This is a genomic window from Anaerobacillus sp. MEB173 (assembly GCF_052119505.1).
GTDB lineage: Bacteria > Bacillota > Bacilli > Bacillales > JBJMAU01 > JBJMAU01.
The window spans coordinates 310,257-327,762 of the sequence record NZ_JBJMAU010000001.1 but is presented as its reverse complement, the minus strand read 5'-3'; the positions used below and the strand labels follow the sequence as shown (position 1 = coordinate 327,762).

The window sequence follows — 17,506 nt, the reverse complement described above, 5'->3', positions numbered from 1 at the left end:
GATGGAGCAAAGTGCCCTACCGATTCTTATTATTTCATTTATCCTTTTTACAACGTTATTTGGTATGATCGGCATTGTTATAAAGCAACGAAAAAACCGCTTGAAGATCCGATTACACAAGTTTATTCCGCAAGAATTTGAACCAGTAATAGAAAACAAGAATGATAGAAAAAAAGGTCTGTCGAAAACAAAAGAACTTCTAACTGCTGTTGGGAAACATTTTGAAGATTCTTCTTTTGTGCAAAAGTGGCGGCAAAAGTTAGATCAGGCAGCTATACCACTAAAGCCTGGGGAATTTTTTGTGCTTAGAGTGGTAATTGCTGCTTTAGCTGCAACTATCGTTTTTCTAATGGGTTACCATTGGCTATTCTTTGTTTTATCGCCAATATTGAGCTATTTAATAGTAGGTTTTTATGTGTCGTTTAAAAGAGAAAGAAGGCTAAAGCGATGCTCTGATCAGTTGGCTGAAGCACTAGGGACAATGGCAAATGCAATGCGAGCTGGGTTTAGCTTTATGCAGGCGATGCAATTGGTAGGAAAGGAAATGCCAGACCCACTCGGACCTGAATTTCTTCGTACACTACAGGAAATTAATTTCGGTATTAAAACTGAAGAAGCATTGGAAAATCTAATGAATCGCTTACCTAATAATGATCTAGATATCGTGATTAAAGCGCTCTTGATTCAAAGATCAAGTGGGGGAAATTTAGCAGAACTGCTTGAAACAATGCAGGAAACAATTCACGGTAGAGTAAGAATCATGGAGGAATTAAAATCACTAACAGCTCAAGGGAGAATGTCAGCTTGGGTTATTACTCTTTTGCCAATTGGACTAGGCATCTATTTGAAAGTAGTAAATCCAGAATTTTTTGCACCGATGCTAATTCATCCATTAGGCTGGGTATTACTAGGAGTTGGCACGGCTCTCCTTTTGATAGGCTGGTTTGTGATTCAAAAAGTTGTAAAAGTTGAGGTGTAGTTCATGCTGAATTTTCTATTTATTGTGACAAGTTTCATTTGTCTAATGCTTGCCTCAGTCGCTATATTAGCTTTTATCTACCGACGGGAATTAATTATTGAACAAAGAATCGTGGATTATTTAAAAGGTAAGAATTCCAGTGTCCAAAACGATAGTAAAAAAGGGGATTCGAACCAAGAAAAAGTATCATTTGGCATTAGAGTATTTACACCTGTCAGAAATAAACTAAAAAATTACATTGTTGAAAAAATGTCTGGTCACTCATCAAAAACATTAGAGAAAAAATTACGTGAAGCTGGAAATCCAAAACAATGGACTGCTGCAGACTTAAGATTACGGCAGGTGGTTGCTGGTTTAGGGTTATTTCTCTTAATGTTCTTTTTATTTACTCCTGGAGCGGAAGATAAAGCGAAAATTATTCTTCTATCCATTATAGTAGGGGTTATTGGTTATGTATTTCCAATTGTAAAATTAAACTCGTTAAAGAAAAAAAGGATGAAAGTTATTCAAAAGTCCATGCCAGATTTTTTTGATATGGTTAGTTTAGCAATTGAAGCAGGGATGGGGTTAGATGCTGCCTTAGCTAAAGTTTGCAAACAGAAAAAAGGACCATTATCAGAAGAATTCTTAATTATGCTAGAGGATCTTAAGCTAGGAAAATCGAGGCGTGAAGCTTTTACGGAACTAAGAAACCGTGTTCCTCTTGATCATTTTCAGAGTACAATCAATGCCATTATCCATGCTGACCACCTTGGTATAGGTATGGCGCAAGTACTACGGACACTTACGTTACGAATTCGGGAACAGAGAAGAGAGTTGGCAAGGGAACAGGCAATGAAAGTGCCGGTCAAGATGCTGTTTCCGATGGTATTCTTCATTTTCCCCACGATTTTTATCATCATATTAGGTCCATTAGCGCTATACTTCTTAATGAACGGAATAAATTAAATACAGCATTAGTCAATTTGACGTGAATGAAGGTTTAGTTGATCCTGATCTTATTCATGTCTTTTTATTTTGTAAATTTCTTGCAACGATTTCTCTCAACCCCACGCATTAAATCCCTCATCAACCATCATATTAATACTATGGAGGTTGATAATGTGTACTCATTTCGTGGCGATGCTTGGAAGTTTTATGTTAAGCTGAGAAATGCTGAGCAAGATGGAAATGATGTTCGATTGCTCAATGAAATTGTTGAAATGGCAGAGATTGAGGCGTATTATCAATCTCTTGATAATGATACGTTAAATAAAATTCGCTATCGGATGTTGAAGGAAAAGGGAGGCTCGGGGATTATTCCGATAGCGGTTTCATCTATTCCTTGGGTTTTTTTTATTGTTTCGAAACAGCTTCATGAAACGATCTTTAAAGAAGGCTACCTATGGGTGGTTTTTATCTGTGTGTATATAACCATCATTTTTATTAGTGTTATTCTTCATTTTCGCGAGAATGCCTGGGCCGTTGTGCATACTGAGATCATTAATGATATTTTACAGAAAAGAGAAAAGCAAAATGAGTAGGAGCAGTACCAGTTAGTTGGTGTTGCTTTTCGGTGTTGTACTCTTTCTATTAAGTCTCCAATGAACAAAGTAGCCGTATAGGATACAAAAAATTATTAGAAAGAATCCCATATAGCTAATAAATGGTGTCCACTCAAATAATTCTATGGCTGATTCAGGTAAAAACGTAAGAATGAAAATAAGGAATGCTAGGATCGTAACAATGGTATTAATAGATAGTCGTTTGAAAATATACTTTTTGATTGTTTCTACTGCTAAAAAATGATATATACTTAATGTATTAAAAACAGCTAATAACCAGATCGTTAACATCAATGAGTCAAGCCGTTCTAAAAAGCCACCTGGAATTTCAACTTGTTTTGCGATTTCAATTGTCGGAAACATTATATATTTTGTAATCTCAAATGAAAAAACAGTATAACTCATTACAGTAACTGCAATATAAGTAAGTAAGACAACCCCAATACTAAGATTTAGTGGCAGCGCTTTTATATCCTTTGCTTTCATTGATGACATAAAGAAAAATAAGATTTCAATACCTAGAACGGAAAAAATTGCCTCTTTTACACCTGTTAAAATTGGATGGATACCTTCGGCTAAAACTGGCCGTAAGTTTTCGATTTTCACTTCCGGTAGAGAAAAGGTTGTTAACAGAAATAATAGTACTAAAATAATTGGAACAAACAATAAATTTAAATGAACGATTCCTTGCGTCTGTTTTTTTACTGCATAGGTAATGAGTAAAATAAAAATTAAAGTAATCACCTCTGCAGGTGTTTGGTTTAGCAAATACATTTTAGTAACAACTGTTACTATCCTTAAAACATAAGCAACTATCAACATGAAGTAGATGACTAATAGTAAGGTCAGTAAGTAGGTTATAACATTTCCTAATGGACCTTGGGCAATATACTGAAATAAACTTTGCCCCGGAAAATAACGTTGTAATTTTGTATAGAAATAGACAAGCGTCATTATTATTGCACCACCGATTAGAATCGCAATCCATCCATCAGGTGTTCCAACCGAATTAGCTAATACTCTTGGAAGAGTTAGGATTGCTACCCCGGTTTGGACAGCGATAATCGTAACCCCCATTTCAAGGGGGCTTATCATATAGTTGTTTTGAGGTTTCAAACCATCACTTCCCGGTCATTTTGCAAAATTAAGATCATCACTATTATTGATAAAATCTAGCAAATCTAAACTATGTATTGTTGGTAAGGTTTAGTGATTAATACGATCCAATCTTTGACTAGCTTTATTTTTTCTCTATGACTTTATTTGTGTGTTTCTTCATTTTCGTGAAAATGCATGGGCAGCTGTACATACTGAGACCATTAATGATGTTTTACAAAAAAGAGAAAAGCAAAATGAGTAAAGCAGCCCCAGTCTAGCTGGCGCTGCTTTTGTTTGTTTTCTTTTTGTTCTGATACCAAATGACAAAATAACCATATAGAATACTGAAAACAACAAGGATAAATCCCATATAGCTAATAAAACCAGTATATTCAATCAATTCTACTATGGAATCAGGGATAAAGGAAAGTATGAAGATGAAAAATGCCAAGGATGGGACAATGATTTGCTTTGATGCTCGTTTCAATACATACTTTTTTATCGTTTCTACCGTTAAGAAATGATAGATACTTAATGTATTAAAGATAGCTAAAATCCAAATCGTAAGCATCAGTGAATCGAGTCGTTCTAAAAAGCCACCGGGAATTTCTATCTTTTTGGCGATTTCAATCGTTGGAAAGGTCATCAGTTCTGTTATTTCTAATGTAAAAACAGTATAACTCGTTACGGTAACGGCGATATAAGCAAGTATGGTAATAGCTATACTGTTATTTAGTGGTAATGCTTTAATATCCTGTGCTTTCATAGACGACATAAAGAAAAACAAGATTTCAATGCCGAGAACGGAAAAAAACGATTGCTTCACGCCTGTGAGAATAGGTGGAATTCCTTCCGCAAGAACTGGTCGCATCAATTCAAATTCCATTTCAGGTATTGCAAATAGTATTAAAAAAAATAATAAAACTAAAATAATAGGGGTGAACATTAAATTTAAATGTACAATTCCTTGTGTTCGTTTTGTTACGGCATATGACATAACTAAAATGAAAATTGAAGCAATAACCTCAGCTGGTGTTTGATCAAGTAAATACATTTTAATAACAACGGTTACTACTCGCAAAATATAAGCGACCATTAACATAAAGTAGATCACGAATAATATGGTAAGAAAATATGTTAATATTTTCCCTAACGGTCCTCGAGCAATAAATTCAAATAAACTTTCCCCTGGAAACTGACGTTGTAATTTCGCATATAAGTAGACAAGCGTCATCATGATAGCCCCACCGGCGATAATAGCAATCCAGCCATCAGGAGTACCGATTGTATTAGCCAATACCCGTGGAAGAGTTAAAATGGCCACTCCCACTTGAACAGCAATAATTGTAATTCCCATTTCAAGAGGGCTAATCATATAGTTCTGTTGAGACTTCAAACAATCACATCCGGTATGACAGAAATTTAACATTATAGAGTTTATCTTTTGTTACTGTTAGGGAAAATATGTAAATATAGTTAAAGTTAGTTCTCTTCAGTTAGCCACTTTTTTACTAGTTGTATTTCCTCAGCATGGGTAATTTTCTCATCTTCTGGTGTTTCTAAAATAAGCGGGATGTTTGCCACTACTACTGAATGTAAAAATTCAATCCATTGAGCCTTTGTAATATACCCAGTAGCAATATTCGCATGGCGATCTTTTCGTTTTCCACTGGGATATTTTGAATTGTTTAGATGAATCGCTTTCAAGTGTTGAAAATAGCCAAGCTGCTCCCCTTTTTTAACGATTTCACTCCAATACTCTCCATTCCAAAGTCCGCTGGCATACGCATGACACGTATCAAGACAAAATCCGATTTTCTCAGGATAAGCAGATAATTTACGTATATGAACCATTTCTTCCAAGGTAATACCGATATTCGTTCCAGCTCCAGCGTTGTTTTCAATAAGAATGAGCGACTTTCCTACCCATTGTTCAAGTACCTGATTAAGTAGATCAATCATTTTTTTATAAGCTTCAATCAAGTCGGCTTTTGCTGTTCCAAAATGAACAACTGTTCCAATTGAGCCGCAAGCCTCTGTAATTTCAAGATCATTTAAAAGCGATTTTATCACTTTCTGTTCTTCCGCTTTAGTTGAAGGAATGAGCTTTGTTGGATAAGGTGAATGAGCAATTGATTTAAGATTATTCTCTTTGCAATATTGTGCACATTGTGTGGCATTAACTTTATCAAAGTCTTTAATCGATAAACTTCTTGGATTTTTCGGAAAATATTGAAAAGCTGTTGCTCCGATAGATGTTGCTTCTTTGGCTGCGTGAAAATAGCCGTTGCGAATACTCATATGACTCCCAATATACATTTCTTCTTCACCTCTTTTAATAGCTGGTTATCTACCAAATTTTTATACTGCAATAGTTTCCTCAATAAATATAGTCTTTTTTATGACATTCGTATAAATAAGATACATTTACGATTATTCGACAAGGTTTTGGGTAGACTTTAATAATGTACCTTATAGCGTATCCATAACTTGGTATTTAATGAAATTTTTTAGAGGAAAGGAAGATATGAACAATGTCAGGTCCTAGTTTACATAAAAAAGATGCCCATTCATCAATTCATGAAGCTGCTTTAAATGAAGCTAAAGAGTTACGAGATCTGTTACTTCGATGCTTGAAAAAAGGTGACAAGGAGAAAGCACTTCAAATTAGTGAGGTCATTATTGAGCATTGGGAAATGCGTACATTAAAGCATGCGGAATCAGAGGAGGAAGGGCTATACCAGGATATCATAGCGAAAAAAACACAATTGAATACATTAATTACTCAGCTTACCCGTGACCATGATTTAATGAGACGAATCGTAGGAAAAATGAAAGAACTGTTATTAACGGGTGAGGTTGATGAGCAGATGATCAAATACATTGATGGTTTGATTATCGTTGATGTTCTACATAATGAGGACGAAATGGAAGAACTGCTATCAGATGACATTAATGATTTCACTGAAGCAGCAGGATAATAAAACTTAATGAGATGAGGTGATTTTATATGAGTGAGGCAAATGGACATAAGGAGCTTCCATTACGGATTGCAACACCTACTTTATATAACAAACTAGTTGAAACACTTGAACCTTATCATATTCATCCATTTGATATTCAAGGAACAGTGATGAGAAAAGAAGATGGGCTTGATGTGACATTGAGGTATTCGCAATCATTTTCACAAAGTGAAACAGCTCATTTTAACAATGATCAAGTCGAGCATCCTGATGAAGATGTGACAGAGTTCTTTAAAGCGACAGCAGAGAGATGTAAGACTCAGTTAATTAAAGACTATTATAAAATGATGAAGCCTTAGAAGCATAGATAATAAGAGAGAAAGGATAGATGTGTAATTGTTTTCAATGGAAAATGATGCAATGTTAGTTGATGACCGAGAAGATTTGATTGCCGTCATTCGAATGAGGTTTGGTAACATTTCTGGAGAACTGATTCAGCAAGTCTATGAGATTAATGATATGCACACACTGCAACGCCTGATTCTGGCTGCTGCGAATGCTAGTAATTGGGACGTCTTTCGAGAGGAGTTAGAAGCTTCAGATGACTCTTTTCGATTGTTGGGCGAAAACTTCAATCCACTCGCAGATACTCTGAAAGGATGGTCTAGCACATATGGAGAAAAAGAAAAATAATTTAGTACAAGCGCTTAAACATCTAAAGCGTGGAAACCGGATTAATGATGATTGGACGGAGGAAAGTCCAAGACCACGTAATAGTGAGGACGTATTACGAAGACGTTGGCAGTTTGATAAGGTTGTTCGTTCGACACATGGGGTGAATTGTACAGGATCGTGCAGTTGGAAAATTCATGTCAAAGATGGAATTATCGCCTATGAAACGCAGCAAACCGATTATCCATCAACAGGTGATAATTTCCCAGAATACGAGCCGCGTGGGTGTCCGCGTGGAGCGAGCTTCTCATGGTACATATATAGTCCTACACGAGTAAAGCATCCATATGTTCGAGGGGATCTTTATGAATTATGGAAAGGTGAATTAAAGGATGCAGATGCAGGTGACCCGGTTAAAGCGTGGGAGAACATTGTGACCGATCCCGATAAGCGTGCAAAGTATGTAAAGGCACGTGGTAAAGGAGGATTTGTTAGAGGATCATGGGAGGATGTAACGCAAATGATTGCGGCCTCCTGTATTTATACAATTAAAAAGTACGGACCAGACCGAATTACTGGCTTTAGTCCGATTCCAGCAATGTCCATGGCCAGCTATTCAGGCGGCTCACGTTTTCTTTCGCTTATTGGGGGAGTTATGCCAAGCTTTTATGACTGGTATGCCGATCTACCGCCAGCTTCTCCACAAGTATGGGGTGATCAGACAGATGTTCCTGAAAGCGGTGACTGGTATAACACAAAGTACTTTATTATATGGGGATCGAACATCCCACAAACGAGAACGCCTGATGCTCATTTCATGGTTGAAGCTCGTTACAATGGCACAAAAGTTGTTGGGGTCAGTCCTGATTATGCTGAGTATGAAAAGTTTGCTGATATGTGGCTGCCAGCTAAGGTCGGCACAGACGGAGCACTTGCGATGGCCATGACTCATGTCATTTTAAAAGAGTTTTATGTTGATAATGAAACTCCTTATTTTATTGATTATGCAAAGCAATATACAGATCTCCCATTCCTTGTAATGTTGAATAAAAAGAATGGAAACGATCGTACTGACCGGTTTCTACGGGCATCTGATCTATCTGATCAACACGAGCTTGGGGAGTGGAAAACGGTTGTTTGGGATGAGAACAGTGGATCACTGGCTGTTCCAAATGGAAGTCAAGGCTTTAAATATGATAGCAGTCAGAATTGGAACCTTGATTTAACGACGGAAGATGGAAAAGAGATTAATCCAAAATTAAGCTTTATTTCTGATTCCGATGATGTGGTCATGGTTGAGTTCCCTTATTTTGCCGAAGAAGAAGGGAAAACGGTAAAGCGCGGAGTTCCTGTAAAAAAAATTAAAGACCTTAATGGTAATGAAGTTGTTATTACAACCGTTTATGACTTAATGATGGCTCACACTGGTGTTAATCGAGGTCTTAGCGGAGATTACCCTGCCGATTATGATGATGCAAAAAAAGCATATACACCAGCATGGCAAGAAAGCATTACAGGTGTCAATAAAGCTCATGTTATCCAAGTAGCACGAGAGTTTGCGGATAATGCAGCACGAACAAAGGGAAAATCAATGATTGCCTTAGGAGGCGGAACAAACCATTGGTATCATAGCGACCAGATTTATCGAGCCATTCTTAATTTGGTAATTTTAACTGGATCGCAAGGAGTTAATGGCGGCGGTTGGGCTCATTATGTTGGTCAGGAAAAAGTACGGCCTATTGAAGGATTTGGGCAAATTGCGTTTGCGAATGATTGGGTAAAGGCTCCTCGATTTATTAATGGGACATCATTTTTCTATTTTGCAACGGAACAGTTCCGCTATGAATATAAAACAGAGGACAAAGAAACGGAATGGGGCAGCACGTATGACAAAATGCATCCTGCAGATTTTAATGCAATGTCAGTAAGATTAGGCTGGTTACCTAGTTTTCCGCAACTCTCACAAAATTCTCTTGAAATCATGAAAGAAGCAAGAGAGAGAAATGGAGATGATGAGAGTCTTATTAAAGATGTCGCAAAGCAAATAGAGGAAGGGAAACTTAATTTTGCAATTGAAAATCCAAATGATCCTCGTAACTTCCCGCGCGTCTTCTTTAACTGGCGCTCTAATTTACTCGGTGACAGCGGAAAAGGGCATGAGTATTTTGTAAAGCATCTCATTGGTTCAGATGATTCTGTCCTATCTGATCATGAACAATCATGGCAACCGAAAGATATTACGATTGATGAAAAGCCACCTGAAGGAAAAACAGATTTATTTGTCAGTGTTGATTTCAGGATGACAAGTTCAGGTCTTTTTTCCGATATTGTGTTACCAGCAGCCACTTGGTATGAGAAACAAGATATTAGCAGTACGGACTTACATCCATTTGTTCACCCATTTAATGCCGCAATATCACCGCCTTGGGAGACAAAAAGCGACTGGGATACATTCCGGGAAATTGCGAAAGTCTTTTCAGACCTTGCCGAAGACCATTTACCAGCGCAAGAAGACTTAGTTATGTCACCGCTAACACATTATACAGTGAACGAAATTGCTCAGCCATTAGGTAAGGTTAAGGATTGGCGTAAAGGGGAAATCGAGGCGATTCCTGGGAAAACGATGCCAAACTTCAATATCGTAAAGCGAGATTATCCGAACGTCTACAATATGTGGACAACGGTAGGACCGAATATAAAAAATGGCTATGGTACAAAAGGGGTAAAGCTTGACGGTGAGAAGGTATTTAATGAATTACTTGAGCGTTTAGGTGAGTCAAAGCGTGAAGGCGTTGGAAAAGGACACCCTGAATTGTTCACCGACGAGCAAGCGTGTAACGCGATCCTACTCATGTCTGGTGCGACAAACGGAAAGCGGGCAGTTGAAGGGTGGAAATCATTAGAGCACAAAACAGGCAAGTCATTGAAGCATGTATCCGAAGGTCGTGAGGAAGAAGAATACACGCTCCAAGCGTTAACAGTACAGCCTCGTCAAGCGATTTCAACACCTGTATGGAGTGGACTTGAAAATGACAATCGCCGTTACTCGCCATTTACAGTGAATAAGGAGTTTCATATTCCTTGGCATACTCTAACGGGCAGACAAAGCTTTTACCTTGATCATGAGGTTATGTTAGACTACGGCGAAGGTTTGCCGTTATATCGACCCCCGATTGACCGAACGACGTTTATCCAAGGTGAAAAGGAAGTTGAAAATGAAGGAAAATCAATTACCTTAAGATATTTAACCCCTCATCAAAAATGGGGAATCCATACGATGTTTACAGATACGAACCAAATGGTGCAATTATTCCGGGGCTGGCAAACGGTATGGATGAATGAAAAAGATGGTGCAGCAATTGGTATTAAAGATAATGACTGGATTGAGGTGTACAACCGTAACGGTGCGGTTGTAGCTAGAGCGGTTCTAACGTATCGAATACCTCAAGGGATAGCCTTCATGCACCATGCTCAGGACCGTGTAATGGGAGTACCCGCGAATAGCATTAATAAAAAGCGTGGCGGTACACATAACAGTGTTACTCGTATTTATCCGAAAGCGACTCATATGATTGGCGGATATTCACAGCTAAGTTATGGCTTTAACTATTACGGGCCAACAGGAAGCCAGCGTGATACGTATACAATAATCCGACCATTAAAGGAGGTCGATTGGCTTGAAAATTAAAGCACAGGTGGCAATGGTCATGCATCTTGACAAATGCATTGGCTGTCATACTTGCTCAGTAACTTGTAAAAACACTTGGACAAATCGCCCTGGGATGGAATATGTCTGGTATAACAACGTCGAAACACGTCCAGGTCCGGGTTATCCGAAGGAATGGGAGAATACTGACCGCTATAAAGGAGGCTGGATACTTAGAAATGGACAGCTTCATTTACGAGCTGGTGGACCGATTTCGAAGCTGGCCAATATTTTTTACAACCCAAATATGGCTGATCTTGATGATTTTTACGAGCCGTGGACATACGACCATCAGCATCTTCATAATGCACCGAAAAAAGATCGCATTCCTGTTGCTCGTCCAGTCTCAATGATTACAGGTGAGTACATTGATAAGCCAGAATGGGGTTCAAACTGGGACGATGATTTAGCGGGGGGAAATGAAATCGCACCACTTGATCCGAATGTGCAAAAGCTTCAAGAGCATATTGCTTTGGAATATGAAAAAACATTTATGATGTATTTACCGCGAATTTGTGAACATTGCTTAAATCCTTCATGTGTTGCATCATGTCCAACTGGTGCTCTATACAAGCGCGATGAGGATGGGGTAGTTCTTGTCGATCAAGACTCATGCCGTGGCTGGCGTTTTTGTCAAAACGGCTGTCCATATCACAAGGTGTATTACAACTGGAATACACATAAGGCCGAGAAATGTAACTTCTGTTATCCGCGTACAGAGGCAGGACTGCCAACGGTTTGTTCGGAAACGTGTGTTGGAAGAATTCGTTATATTGGTGTTGTTCTCTATGATGCTGACCGTGTGAAGGAAGCGGCATCTGTTGAAAATCCGAAAGATTTATATGAATCACAGCTCTCTGTTTTCCTCGATCCGTTCGACCCTGAAGTCATTGCCAAAGCGAAGGAGCAGGGAATTAATCAAAGCTGGATAGAAGGTGCTCAAAAGTCACCAATTTATAAAATGGCGATTAAATGGAAAATTGCATTGCCGCTCCATCCTGAGTATCGAACATTACCGATGGTCTGGTACGTGCCGCCATTAAGTCCAATTATGAATCATATTACAAACCACGATGAATTAAGTGCTGACGGCTATATCCCTGCTGTTGACCAAATGAGAATACCGATGCAATATTTAGCATCGATTTTATCTGCGGACGACACGGATGTGATCCGCCGCGTTCTTTTGAAGATGACGGCAATGCGCGTTCATATGCGGGCAAAGACTGTTGGTGGAGTGGATGATGTAGAAAAAAGTAGGCTGTTAAAAGAGGCGAATGTCACGATTGAGGAGCTTGAGGATATGAACCGGTTACTCGGTGTCGCAAAGTATAATGAGCGATTTGTCATTCCGACAGCGCGTCGTGAAATGCTGGATGATCTTCATTATCGCCAAGGGTCTTGCAGTATTGAAAACTTGGCACCACCTGAAGGAATGGTGACGTATCCGTTTGAAAGAAAGGAGGATACGCTATGAAAAGTAATGACATTCCAGGAATTCTAGTCACTGTTGCAAGAGCACTTGATTATCCAAATGATGAATTTCTAATCGATTTGTCCACGTGGCGTGAAATGATGCAAGGGCTCATTTCATCACCTGAAGTGCGAGCAGAGATTGAACAGCGAATTAAGCCTCTTTTTACAATGAATACAAAAGAGCTTCAGGAAATTTACGTTCAGACATTCGATTATATTGACAGTACAGGTCTCTATATGACGGCTCATGAGCTAGGTGATAGTCCAAGAAGAGGCGATGCGTTAATTCGACTAAAGGAAATTATTAGAGAAGCTGGTTACGAGTGCAGCAGTAATGAAATTGCTGATTATATTCCAATGCTGCTTGAATTGTTGGCTGTAGAACCAAAGGTTGGTGAAAAGGATTTCCTTCACCGCAGGCTTTCTTATGCGATTTATCGGATACTTAAAAATTTAGCACCGGATAACCCGTACCACCGCATCGTAGAATTATTAATGATCTATGCCTTTGAAACACCACGTGCAGAAGAAATCGCTCAGTTGGAAAATGAACGAGAAGAAGCTGATTTAGACCCTCTACCATATCCGATGCTTTATCAGTAACTGTGTAGTTAGCTGGATTAAGGGCGGTGGGGTCTACCCCCTGACTAGTGATCTTTAAAGTTGGCAACTAAGGAGGATACAAATGGAAGGTATTTTTTGGTGGGTAATTTTCCCTTATCTCACGTTAACAATTTTTATTGCTGTAACGATTTACCGCTTTATTTTCCGAAGAGACAGTATTTATGCACCATCCACTGAAATCTTCGAGAAGAAGTGGTTAAGAACCGGTTCGTTACTTTTTCACTGGGGAATTGTTTTTGCTTTTATCGGACATATCATGGGTGTATTGATTCCAATTCATGTGTATGAAGCGATGGGAGTTACTGATCATATGTACCACGTCCTTGCGATTTGGGGCGGGGGTCTTGCCGGTCTGTTGGTTGTACTTGGTTTAGTAGTACTGCTCATTCGTAAGGTGACAAATCCTCGCGTGAAGGTTCATGCTACATTCAGCGATTACTTCACAGTGATTCTGTTACTCATTGTTGCTGGATTAGGGACGTATATGACCATTATTTATAATACGACGGTGATTGCTTATGAGTACCGCTTAACAATAGGACCGTGGTTTCGAAGCTTACTCGCTTTTCAACCGGAATATGAGCTAATGTCAGCCGTACCACCGTTGTTTCAAGTACATGTCATCTTATCATTTATTCTATTTGCTTCAATTCCCTTTACGCAGCTCGTGCATATGTTTAGCTTTCCCGGAAGGTATCCAGCTCGAGCACCACAGCAATACCGAGCGCGTGATGAGTACCAGAACCAGAATGATTAAATTCAGCTAGCTACAGAAAATGGCTTAGGGGATCTCTCTAAGCCATTTTTTTCAGCTCTTAATGTTGACAAACGGGGCAAAAGAAGGATTTTTTTGATGATAGCTCTTCTAACTGAATCGGGTTTTTACAGCGGAAACATGGTTGATCTTCACGGTCATAGACAAGGGTTTTATAGCCACCGGTTAGCTGGTCCCCCATAAAAAATGGATGATCCATATAGCCGCCTTGGGCAATTCCGCTTTGTAGTATTTGGCGGATTGCTTCATACAGGGATAATTTTTGCACATCAGTCAATTCGTCTGCCTTTGTCGCGGGATGAAGCTGTGCTTGAAAACAAATTTCATCACTGTAGCAATTTCCAATTCCAGATAAAAATGATTGATTGACTAATGTTGTTTTTAACATGCCACGCCTGTTCCTAATGTGTTCGAAAAATCCTTCCTTCGTAAAAGCAGGATCGAGTGGCTCAGGACCTAAATCAGCCAATTCTTCCTTAAGGTACTGCTCATCAACGAGATGTAGGTAGCCAAGACGTAAACCGATAAAGTAAAGATTACCGTTCTGAAAAGATAAAATAATTTGTTTTGTTCGATCAGGGCTGTCTTCATCAGGACCAAAATACATCCAGCCGCCAAGCATTAAGTGGAGCAGGAGTGTCTTTCCTGAATTTAAATGAAACAATAAGTGCTTAGCTTTTCGTTCAACCTCAACAACTGTTGCTGATTGAACCTCTGCGAGAAAGGAGGGAACAGGAACGTTAATTGATTTTTCTCTGTTAATGATTACTTGGTCTATCTTTTTTCCACGGACTCGTTCATGTAAGAGACGTTTGTATGTTTCCATTTCTGGTAGTTCAGGCATGTAAAAATCTCCTTCGCAAATTAGTTATTAACACTATTATTTTTTGAATGAGCAAAAACATGCATAGGTTACGATAATAATATTATGTAAACTTAATCGAGCAGTGAGACTGCTTTCTTCTTTGTGCTGTTTTGAACATGTGCGTAAATTTGCGTTGTCGCCACTGATTCGTGGCCGAGAAGGTTTTGTACTGTTAACACATCAACACCTTGGTAAACAAGCTCAGTTGCAAAGCTATGACGTAGCTTATGAGCCGTAATATGTTTGTATGTTAAAAAGGAGAGGTGTTTCTTTGCCCGTGTTAGATGACGCGCCAGCATTTTTTGCACGGCACTAATAGAAATGTCCCGTTTATATTCCTTTGTGATAAAGTCAAAGCCGATAAATAAAGAATCGCTAGGCTGAGTGGGGATCACCCCAGTTGGCAACGAGTTCAGGTAATCTTCAAGCACTATAAGCGTCCCATCGCTTATTGGAATTGTTCGTTGTTTATTTCCTTTTCCAGTAACAGAAATTTCTTTCTTTCCTAAATCAATATCCTTCAATGTTAATTTACATAATTCTGAAATACGCAGTCCAGTCATCATCAGCATATGAATAATCGCGATGTCACGTTTTTTAAAACGATGATGGAAGGGACGCTGCCTCGCACTTAAACCTTCGTCGGACAAAATGAATTCTAGTAACTGTTTATATTCCGTTCGTTGTAAATAAATGGGATCACGCTTTTTTATTTTTGGCCGCTCAATGCCATCAACAGGATTGACTTTGATTATATTCTGTTGCTTTAAATAATCAAAAAGAGATTTTAAGGCTGATAGTTTTCGATTTATTGTTTTGGCATTATTCTCAACATAGATTGCCAAATATTCAATATAGTTTTTGATGCCTATTTGATCAATTTCGATAAAGTCATCCAATTGAACATCCTGCATCTGTAACTCTTTTTCTCCAGTAACTGCTTTCACATAATCAAAAAAGTATTTATAGTCATACAAATATCGCTGAATCGTTGAACTAGAGAATCCAATAGAGATTCGGCTCATTAAATAATCCTGGATAAAGGACGGCATTTCACTAAAGTAACGATATTGCTCTCTAATATGTATTGGAATCGTTGTTTTGTTCATATGTTGCTGTGACTGCTGCTTGTTTAATTTTGCAAATAATGACACTTTACCTTACCACCTCAACAATCATTGCAATATAATAGTTACGTGAAATATATGTTTCATGGAACTATTATAAAGCAATTAACACTGGGAATCTAGTTAATCATACAGTTGTTTTTCATAAGAACAATGTTGATTGGTTGGTTTCTTATGTTTACATATTTTTGGTATAATTTCACTATAATCAAATAGTTAAGATAGTTGGAAGAAACAAACTCAATAGGAGCTGATATCGTTGAATGAAATAATAGAAACTTTGTTACAGCACAGGTCAATCCGAAAATTCGAAGATCGCTTATTGACTGATGAGCAGATCAAAATGATTGTTCAATGCGCACAGGCAGCATCGACATCCAGTTATATTCAAGCCTATTCGATTATCGGTGTGAAGGATCAAGTGAAAAAGGAAACGTTAGCGACGCTCGCTGGGGAACAGGGCTACGTTGCTAAAAATGGGCATTTTTTTGTTTTTTGTGCTGATCTTCACCGTCATGAGGTCATTTCTAATGTTGAAAACGTAGATATTACAGAGTCACTTGAAAGTACTGAAAAATTCATGGTTGCTGTGATTGATGCCGCACTTGCCGCGCAAAATGCAGCAATGGCAGCAGAATCAATGGGCTTAGGTATATGTTATATTGGAGGATTACGAAATAATCTTGTTGAGGTAAGTAAGCTGTTAAATGTACCGAAACGAGTGATCCCATTATTTGGCTTAAGTGTTGGCTATCCGGCACATTCCTCATCGAAAAAACCACGTCTTCCTTTGGAACATATTTACCATGAGGACGAGTATATGCAAGATGAGAGACAGTATAAAGAGCAAATCAAGCAGTATGATGACATTGTATCTGCTTATTACACAGAACGGACAAAAGGAAAGAGAACCGATCGCTGGTCCGAGCAAATGATGAAAATGCTTGAACAGCCAAAGAGAATGTATATGAAAGAGTTCATAGAGAAAAAGGGGTTTTCAAATCAGTAACACTATAATTTACAATAATTATATTAAAGCAGAAAGGTGCTCAGTTTGAGTACACCTTTCTGTTTTTTTTTGGACCTTTTAAAAAAACTTTTTCCGGTCACGTTCTTCTTTTAATATTTCAACTGCTTCTCTAAAGCGCAGGGAATGGATGATTTCACGCTCACGTAAGAATGCTAAACTATCATTAATATCCGGGTCATCGGACATATCGATGAGCCATTGGTACGTTGCCCGTGCTTTTTCTTCTGCGGCAATATCTTCATACAAATCAGCGATAGGATCTCCTTTTGCTGCAATGTAAGATGCGGTCCACGGAACACCAGCAGCATTATGATAAAATAATGCTTTATCATGGTTCGCATAATGATCACCCAGTCCAGCTGCTTTCATTTGTTCTGGTGTGGCATCCTTTGTCAGCTTATAAACCATTGTTGCTATCATTTCAAGGTGCGCAAATTCCTCTGTTCCGATATCTGTTAATAACCCTACAACCTTATCGGGGATGGAATAACGCTGATTGAGATAACGAAGAGCTGCAGCTAATTCACCATCAGCACCACCATATTGCTCAATTAAATATTTTGCTAATTGCGGGTTACATTGACTTACTTTTACCGGATATTGTAGTTTCTTCTCATAAATCCACATGTTTTCGTTAGATCCCCCTT

At 38.5% G+C, this 17,506-nt stretch carries 17 protein-coding genes; 11 read left to right on the top strand and 6 right to left on the bottom strand.

What is annotated here, in order from left to right; all coding sequences use genetic code 11:
- The first annotated feature begins 1 nt into the window (after position 1).
- The 3 genes from ACJ2A9_RS01615 to ACJ2A9_RS01605 all read left to right on the top strand — a co-directional run bounded on the left by ACJ2A9_RS01615 (position 2) and on the right by ACJ2A9_RS01605 (position 2,502).
- A complete protein-coding gene (locus ACJ2A9_RS01615) occupies positions 2-979 on the top strand; it encodes a type II secretion system F family protein (protein WP_441419854.1) in 978 nt (325 codons plus the stop codon).
- 3 nt (positions 980-982) lie between these two features.
- Positions 983-1,927 (top strand): type II secretion system F family protein, encoded by a 945-nt coding sequence (locus tag ACJ2A9_RS01610; protein WP_441419853.1) that lies wholly within the window; start codon positions 983-985, stop codon positions 1,925-1,927.
- A 155-nt stretch (positions 1,928-2,082) separates the two neighbouring features.
- Positions 2,083-2,502, top strand: a complete 420-nt coding sequence (locus ACJ2A9_RS01605) for a hypothetical protein (protein WP_441419852.1) — start codon at positions 2,083-2,085, stop codon at positions 2,500-2,502.
- A 12-nt stretch (positions 2,503-2,514) separates the two neighbouring features.
- Here ACJ2A9_RS01605 and ACJ2A9_RS01600 read toward each other — a convergent pair whose 3' ends face one another.
- The 3 genes from ACJ2A9_RS01600 to ACJ2A9_RS01590 all read right to left on the bottom strand — a co-directional run bounded on the left by ACJ2A9_RS01600 (position 2,515) and on the right by ACJ2A9_RS01590 (position 5,940).
- Positions 2,515-3,639: a GerAB/ArcD/ProY family transporter gene (locus ACJ2A9_RS01600; RefSeq protein ID WP_441419851.1), complete on the bottom strand. Its 1,125-nt coding sequence runs from the start codon at positions 3,637-3,639 to the stop codon at positions 2,515-2,517.
- A 256-nt stretch (positions 3,640-3,895) separates the two neighbouring features.
- Entirely contained in the window at positions 3,896-5,017 is a 1,122-nt protein-coding gene (locus ACJ2A9_RS01595; RefSeq protein ID WP_441419850.1) for a GerAB/ArcD/ProY family transporter, read from the bottom strand.
- A gap of 86 nt (positions 5,018-5,103) precedes the next feature.
- Positions 5,104-5,940, bottom strand: a complete 837-nt coding sequence (locus ACJ2A9_RS01590) for a deoxyribonuclease IV (protein ID WP_441419849.1) — start codon at positions 5,938-5,940, stop codon at positions 5,104-5,106.
- A gap of 215 nt (positions 5,941-6,155) precedes the next feature.
- Here ACJ2A9_RS01590 and ACJ2A9_RS01585 point away from each other — a divergent pair, with 215 nt between their 5' ends.
- The 7 genes from ACJ2A9_RS01585 to narI all read left to right on the top strand — a co-directional run bounded on the left by ACJ2A9_RS01585 (position 6,156) and on the right by narI (position 13,819).
- The gene (locus tag ACJ2A9_RS01585) at positions 6,156-6,602 is read left to right on the top strand and encodes a hemerythrin domain-containing protein (RefSeq protein WP_441419848.1); all 447 of its coding nucleotides are present in this window, start codon (positions 6,156-6,158) and stop codon (positions 6,600-6,602) included.
- Between the two features lie 29 nt (positions 6,603-6,631).
- The gene (locus tag ACJ2A9_RS01580; protein WP_441419847.1) at positions 6,632-6,943 is read left to right on the top strand and encodes a hypothetical protein; all 312 of its coding nucleotides are present in this window, start codon (positions 6,632-6,634) and stop codon (positions 6,941-6,943) included.
- Positions 6,944-6,989: 46 nt separating this feature from the next.
- The gene (locus ACJ2A9_RS01575) at positions 6,990-7,277 is read left to right on the top strand and encodes a hypothetical protein (RefSeq protein WP_441420381.1); all 288 of its coding nucleotides are present in this window, start codon (positions 6,990-6,992) and stop codon (positions 7,275-7,277) included.
- A complete protein-coding gene (locus tag ACJ2A9_RS01570) occupies positions 7,258-10,944 on the top strand; it encodes a nitrate reductase subunit alpha (protein ID WP_441419846.1) in 3,687 nt (1,228 codons plus the stop codon). Before ACJ2A9_RS01575 ends, ACJ2A9_RS01570 begins: the two co-directional genes overlap by 20 nt.
- The gene (narH, locus tag ACJ2A9_RS01565; RefSeq protein ID WP_441419845.1) at positions 10,934-12,439 is read left to right on the top strand and encodes a nitrate reductase subunit beta; all 1,506 of its coding nucleotides are present in this window, start codon (positions 10,934-10,936) and stop codon (positions 12,437-12,439) included. The genes ACJ2A9_RS01570 and narH overlap by 11 nt, the downstream gene beginning before the upstream one ends.
- Positions 12,436-13,041 carry a nitrate reductase molybdenum cofactor assembly chaperone gene (narJ, locus tag ACJ2A9_RS01560; protein ID WP_441419844.1) on the top strand — a complete coding sequence of 202 codons (606 nt, stop codon included), beginning with the start codon at positions 12,436-12,438 and terminating at the stop codon, positions 13,039-13,041. Before narH ends, narJ begins: the two co-directional genes overlap by 4 nt.
- A gap of 82 nt (positions 13,042-13,123) precedes the next feature.
- Positions 13,124-13,819, top strand: a complete 696-nt coding sequence (narI, locus tag ACJ2A9_RS01555; RefSeq protein WP_441419843.1) for a respiratory nitrate reductase subunit gamma — start codon at positions 13,124-13,126, stop codon at positions 13,817-13,819.
- 58 nt (positions 13,820-13,877) lie between these two features.
- On the opposite strand, the gene ACJ2A9_RS01550 is transcribed toward narI, so the two are convergent.
- Both ACJ2A9_RS01550 and ACJ2A9_RS01545 read right to left on the bottom strand, forming a co-directional pair.
- Positions 13,878-14,681, bottom strand: a complete 804-nt coding sequence (locus ACJ2A9_RS01550; RefSeq protein WP_441419842.1) for an Fpg/Nei family DNA glycosylase — start codon at positions 14,679-14,681, stop codon at positions 13,878-13,880.
- A gap of 92 nt (positions 14,682-14,773) precedes the next feature.
- Positions 14,774-15,856 (bottom strand): tyrosine-type recombinase/integrase, encoded by a 1,083-nt coding sequence (locus ACJ2A9_RS01545; RefSeq protein WP_441419841.1) that lies wholly within the window; start codon positions 15,854-15,856, stop codon positions 14,774-14,776.
- A 232-nt stretch (positions 15,857-16,088) separates the two neighbouring features.
- On the opposite strand from ACJ2A9_RS01545, the gene nfsA reads away from it, so the two are divergent.
- Entirely contained in the window at positions 16,089-16,838 is a 750-nt protein-coding gene (gene nfsA / locus ACJ2A9_RS01540; protein ID WP_441419840.1) for an oxygen-insensitive NADPH nitroreductase, read from the top strand.
- A 78-nt stretch (positions 16,839-16,916) separates the two neighbouring features.
- Here the strand turns inward: nfsA and ACJ2A9_RS01535 are convergent, their stop codons facing one another.
- Positions 16,917-17,486: a manganese catalase family protein gene (locus ACJ2A9_RS01535; protein ID WP_441419839.1), complete on the bottom strand. Its 570-nt coding sequence runs from the start codon at positions 17,484-17,486 to the stop codon at positions 16,917-16,919.
- Positions 17,487-17,506 lie beyond the last annotated feature (20 nt).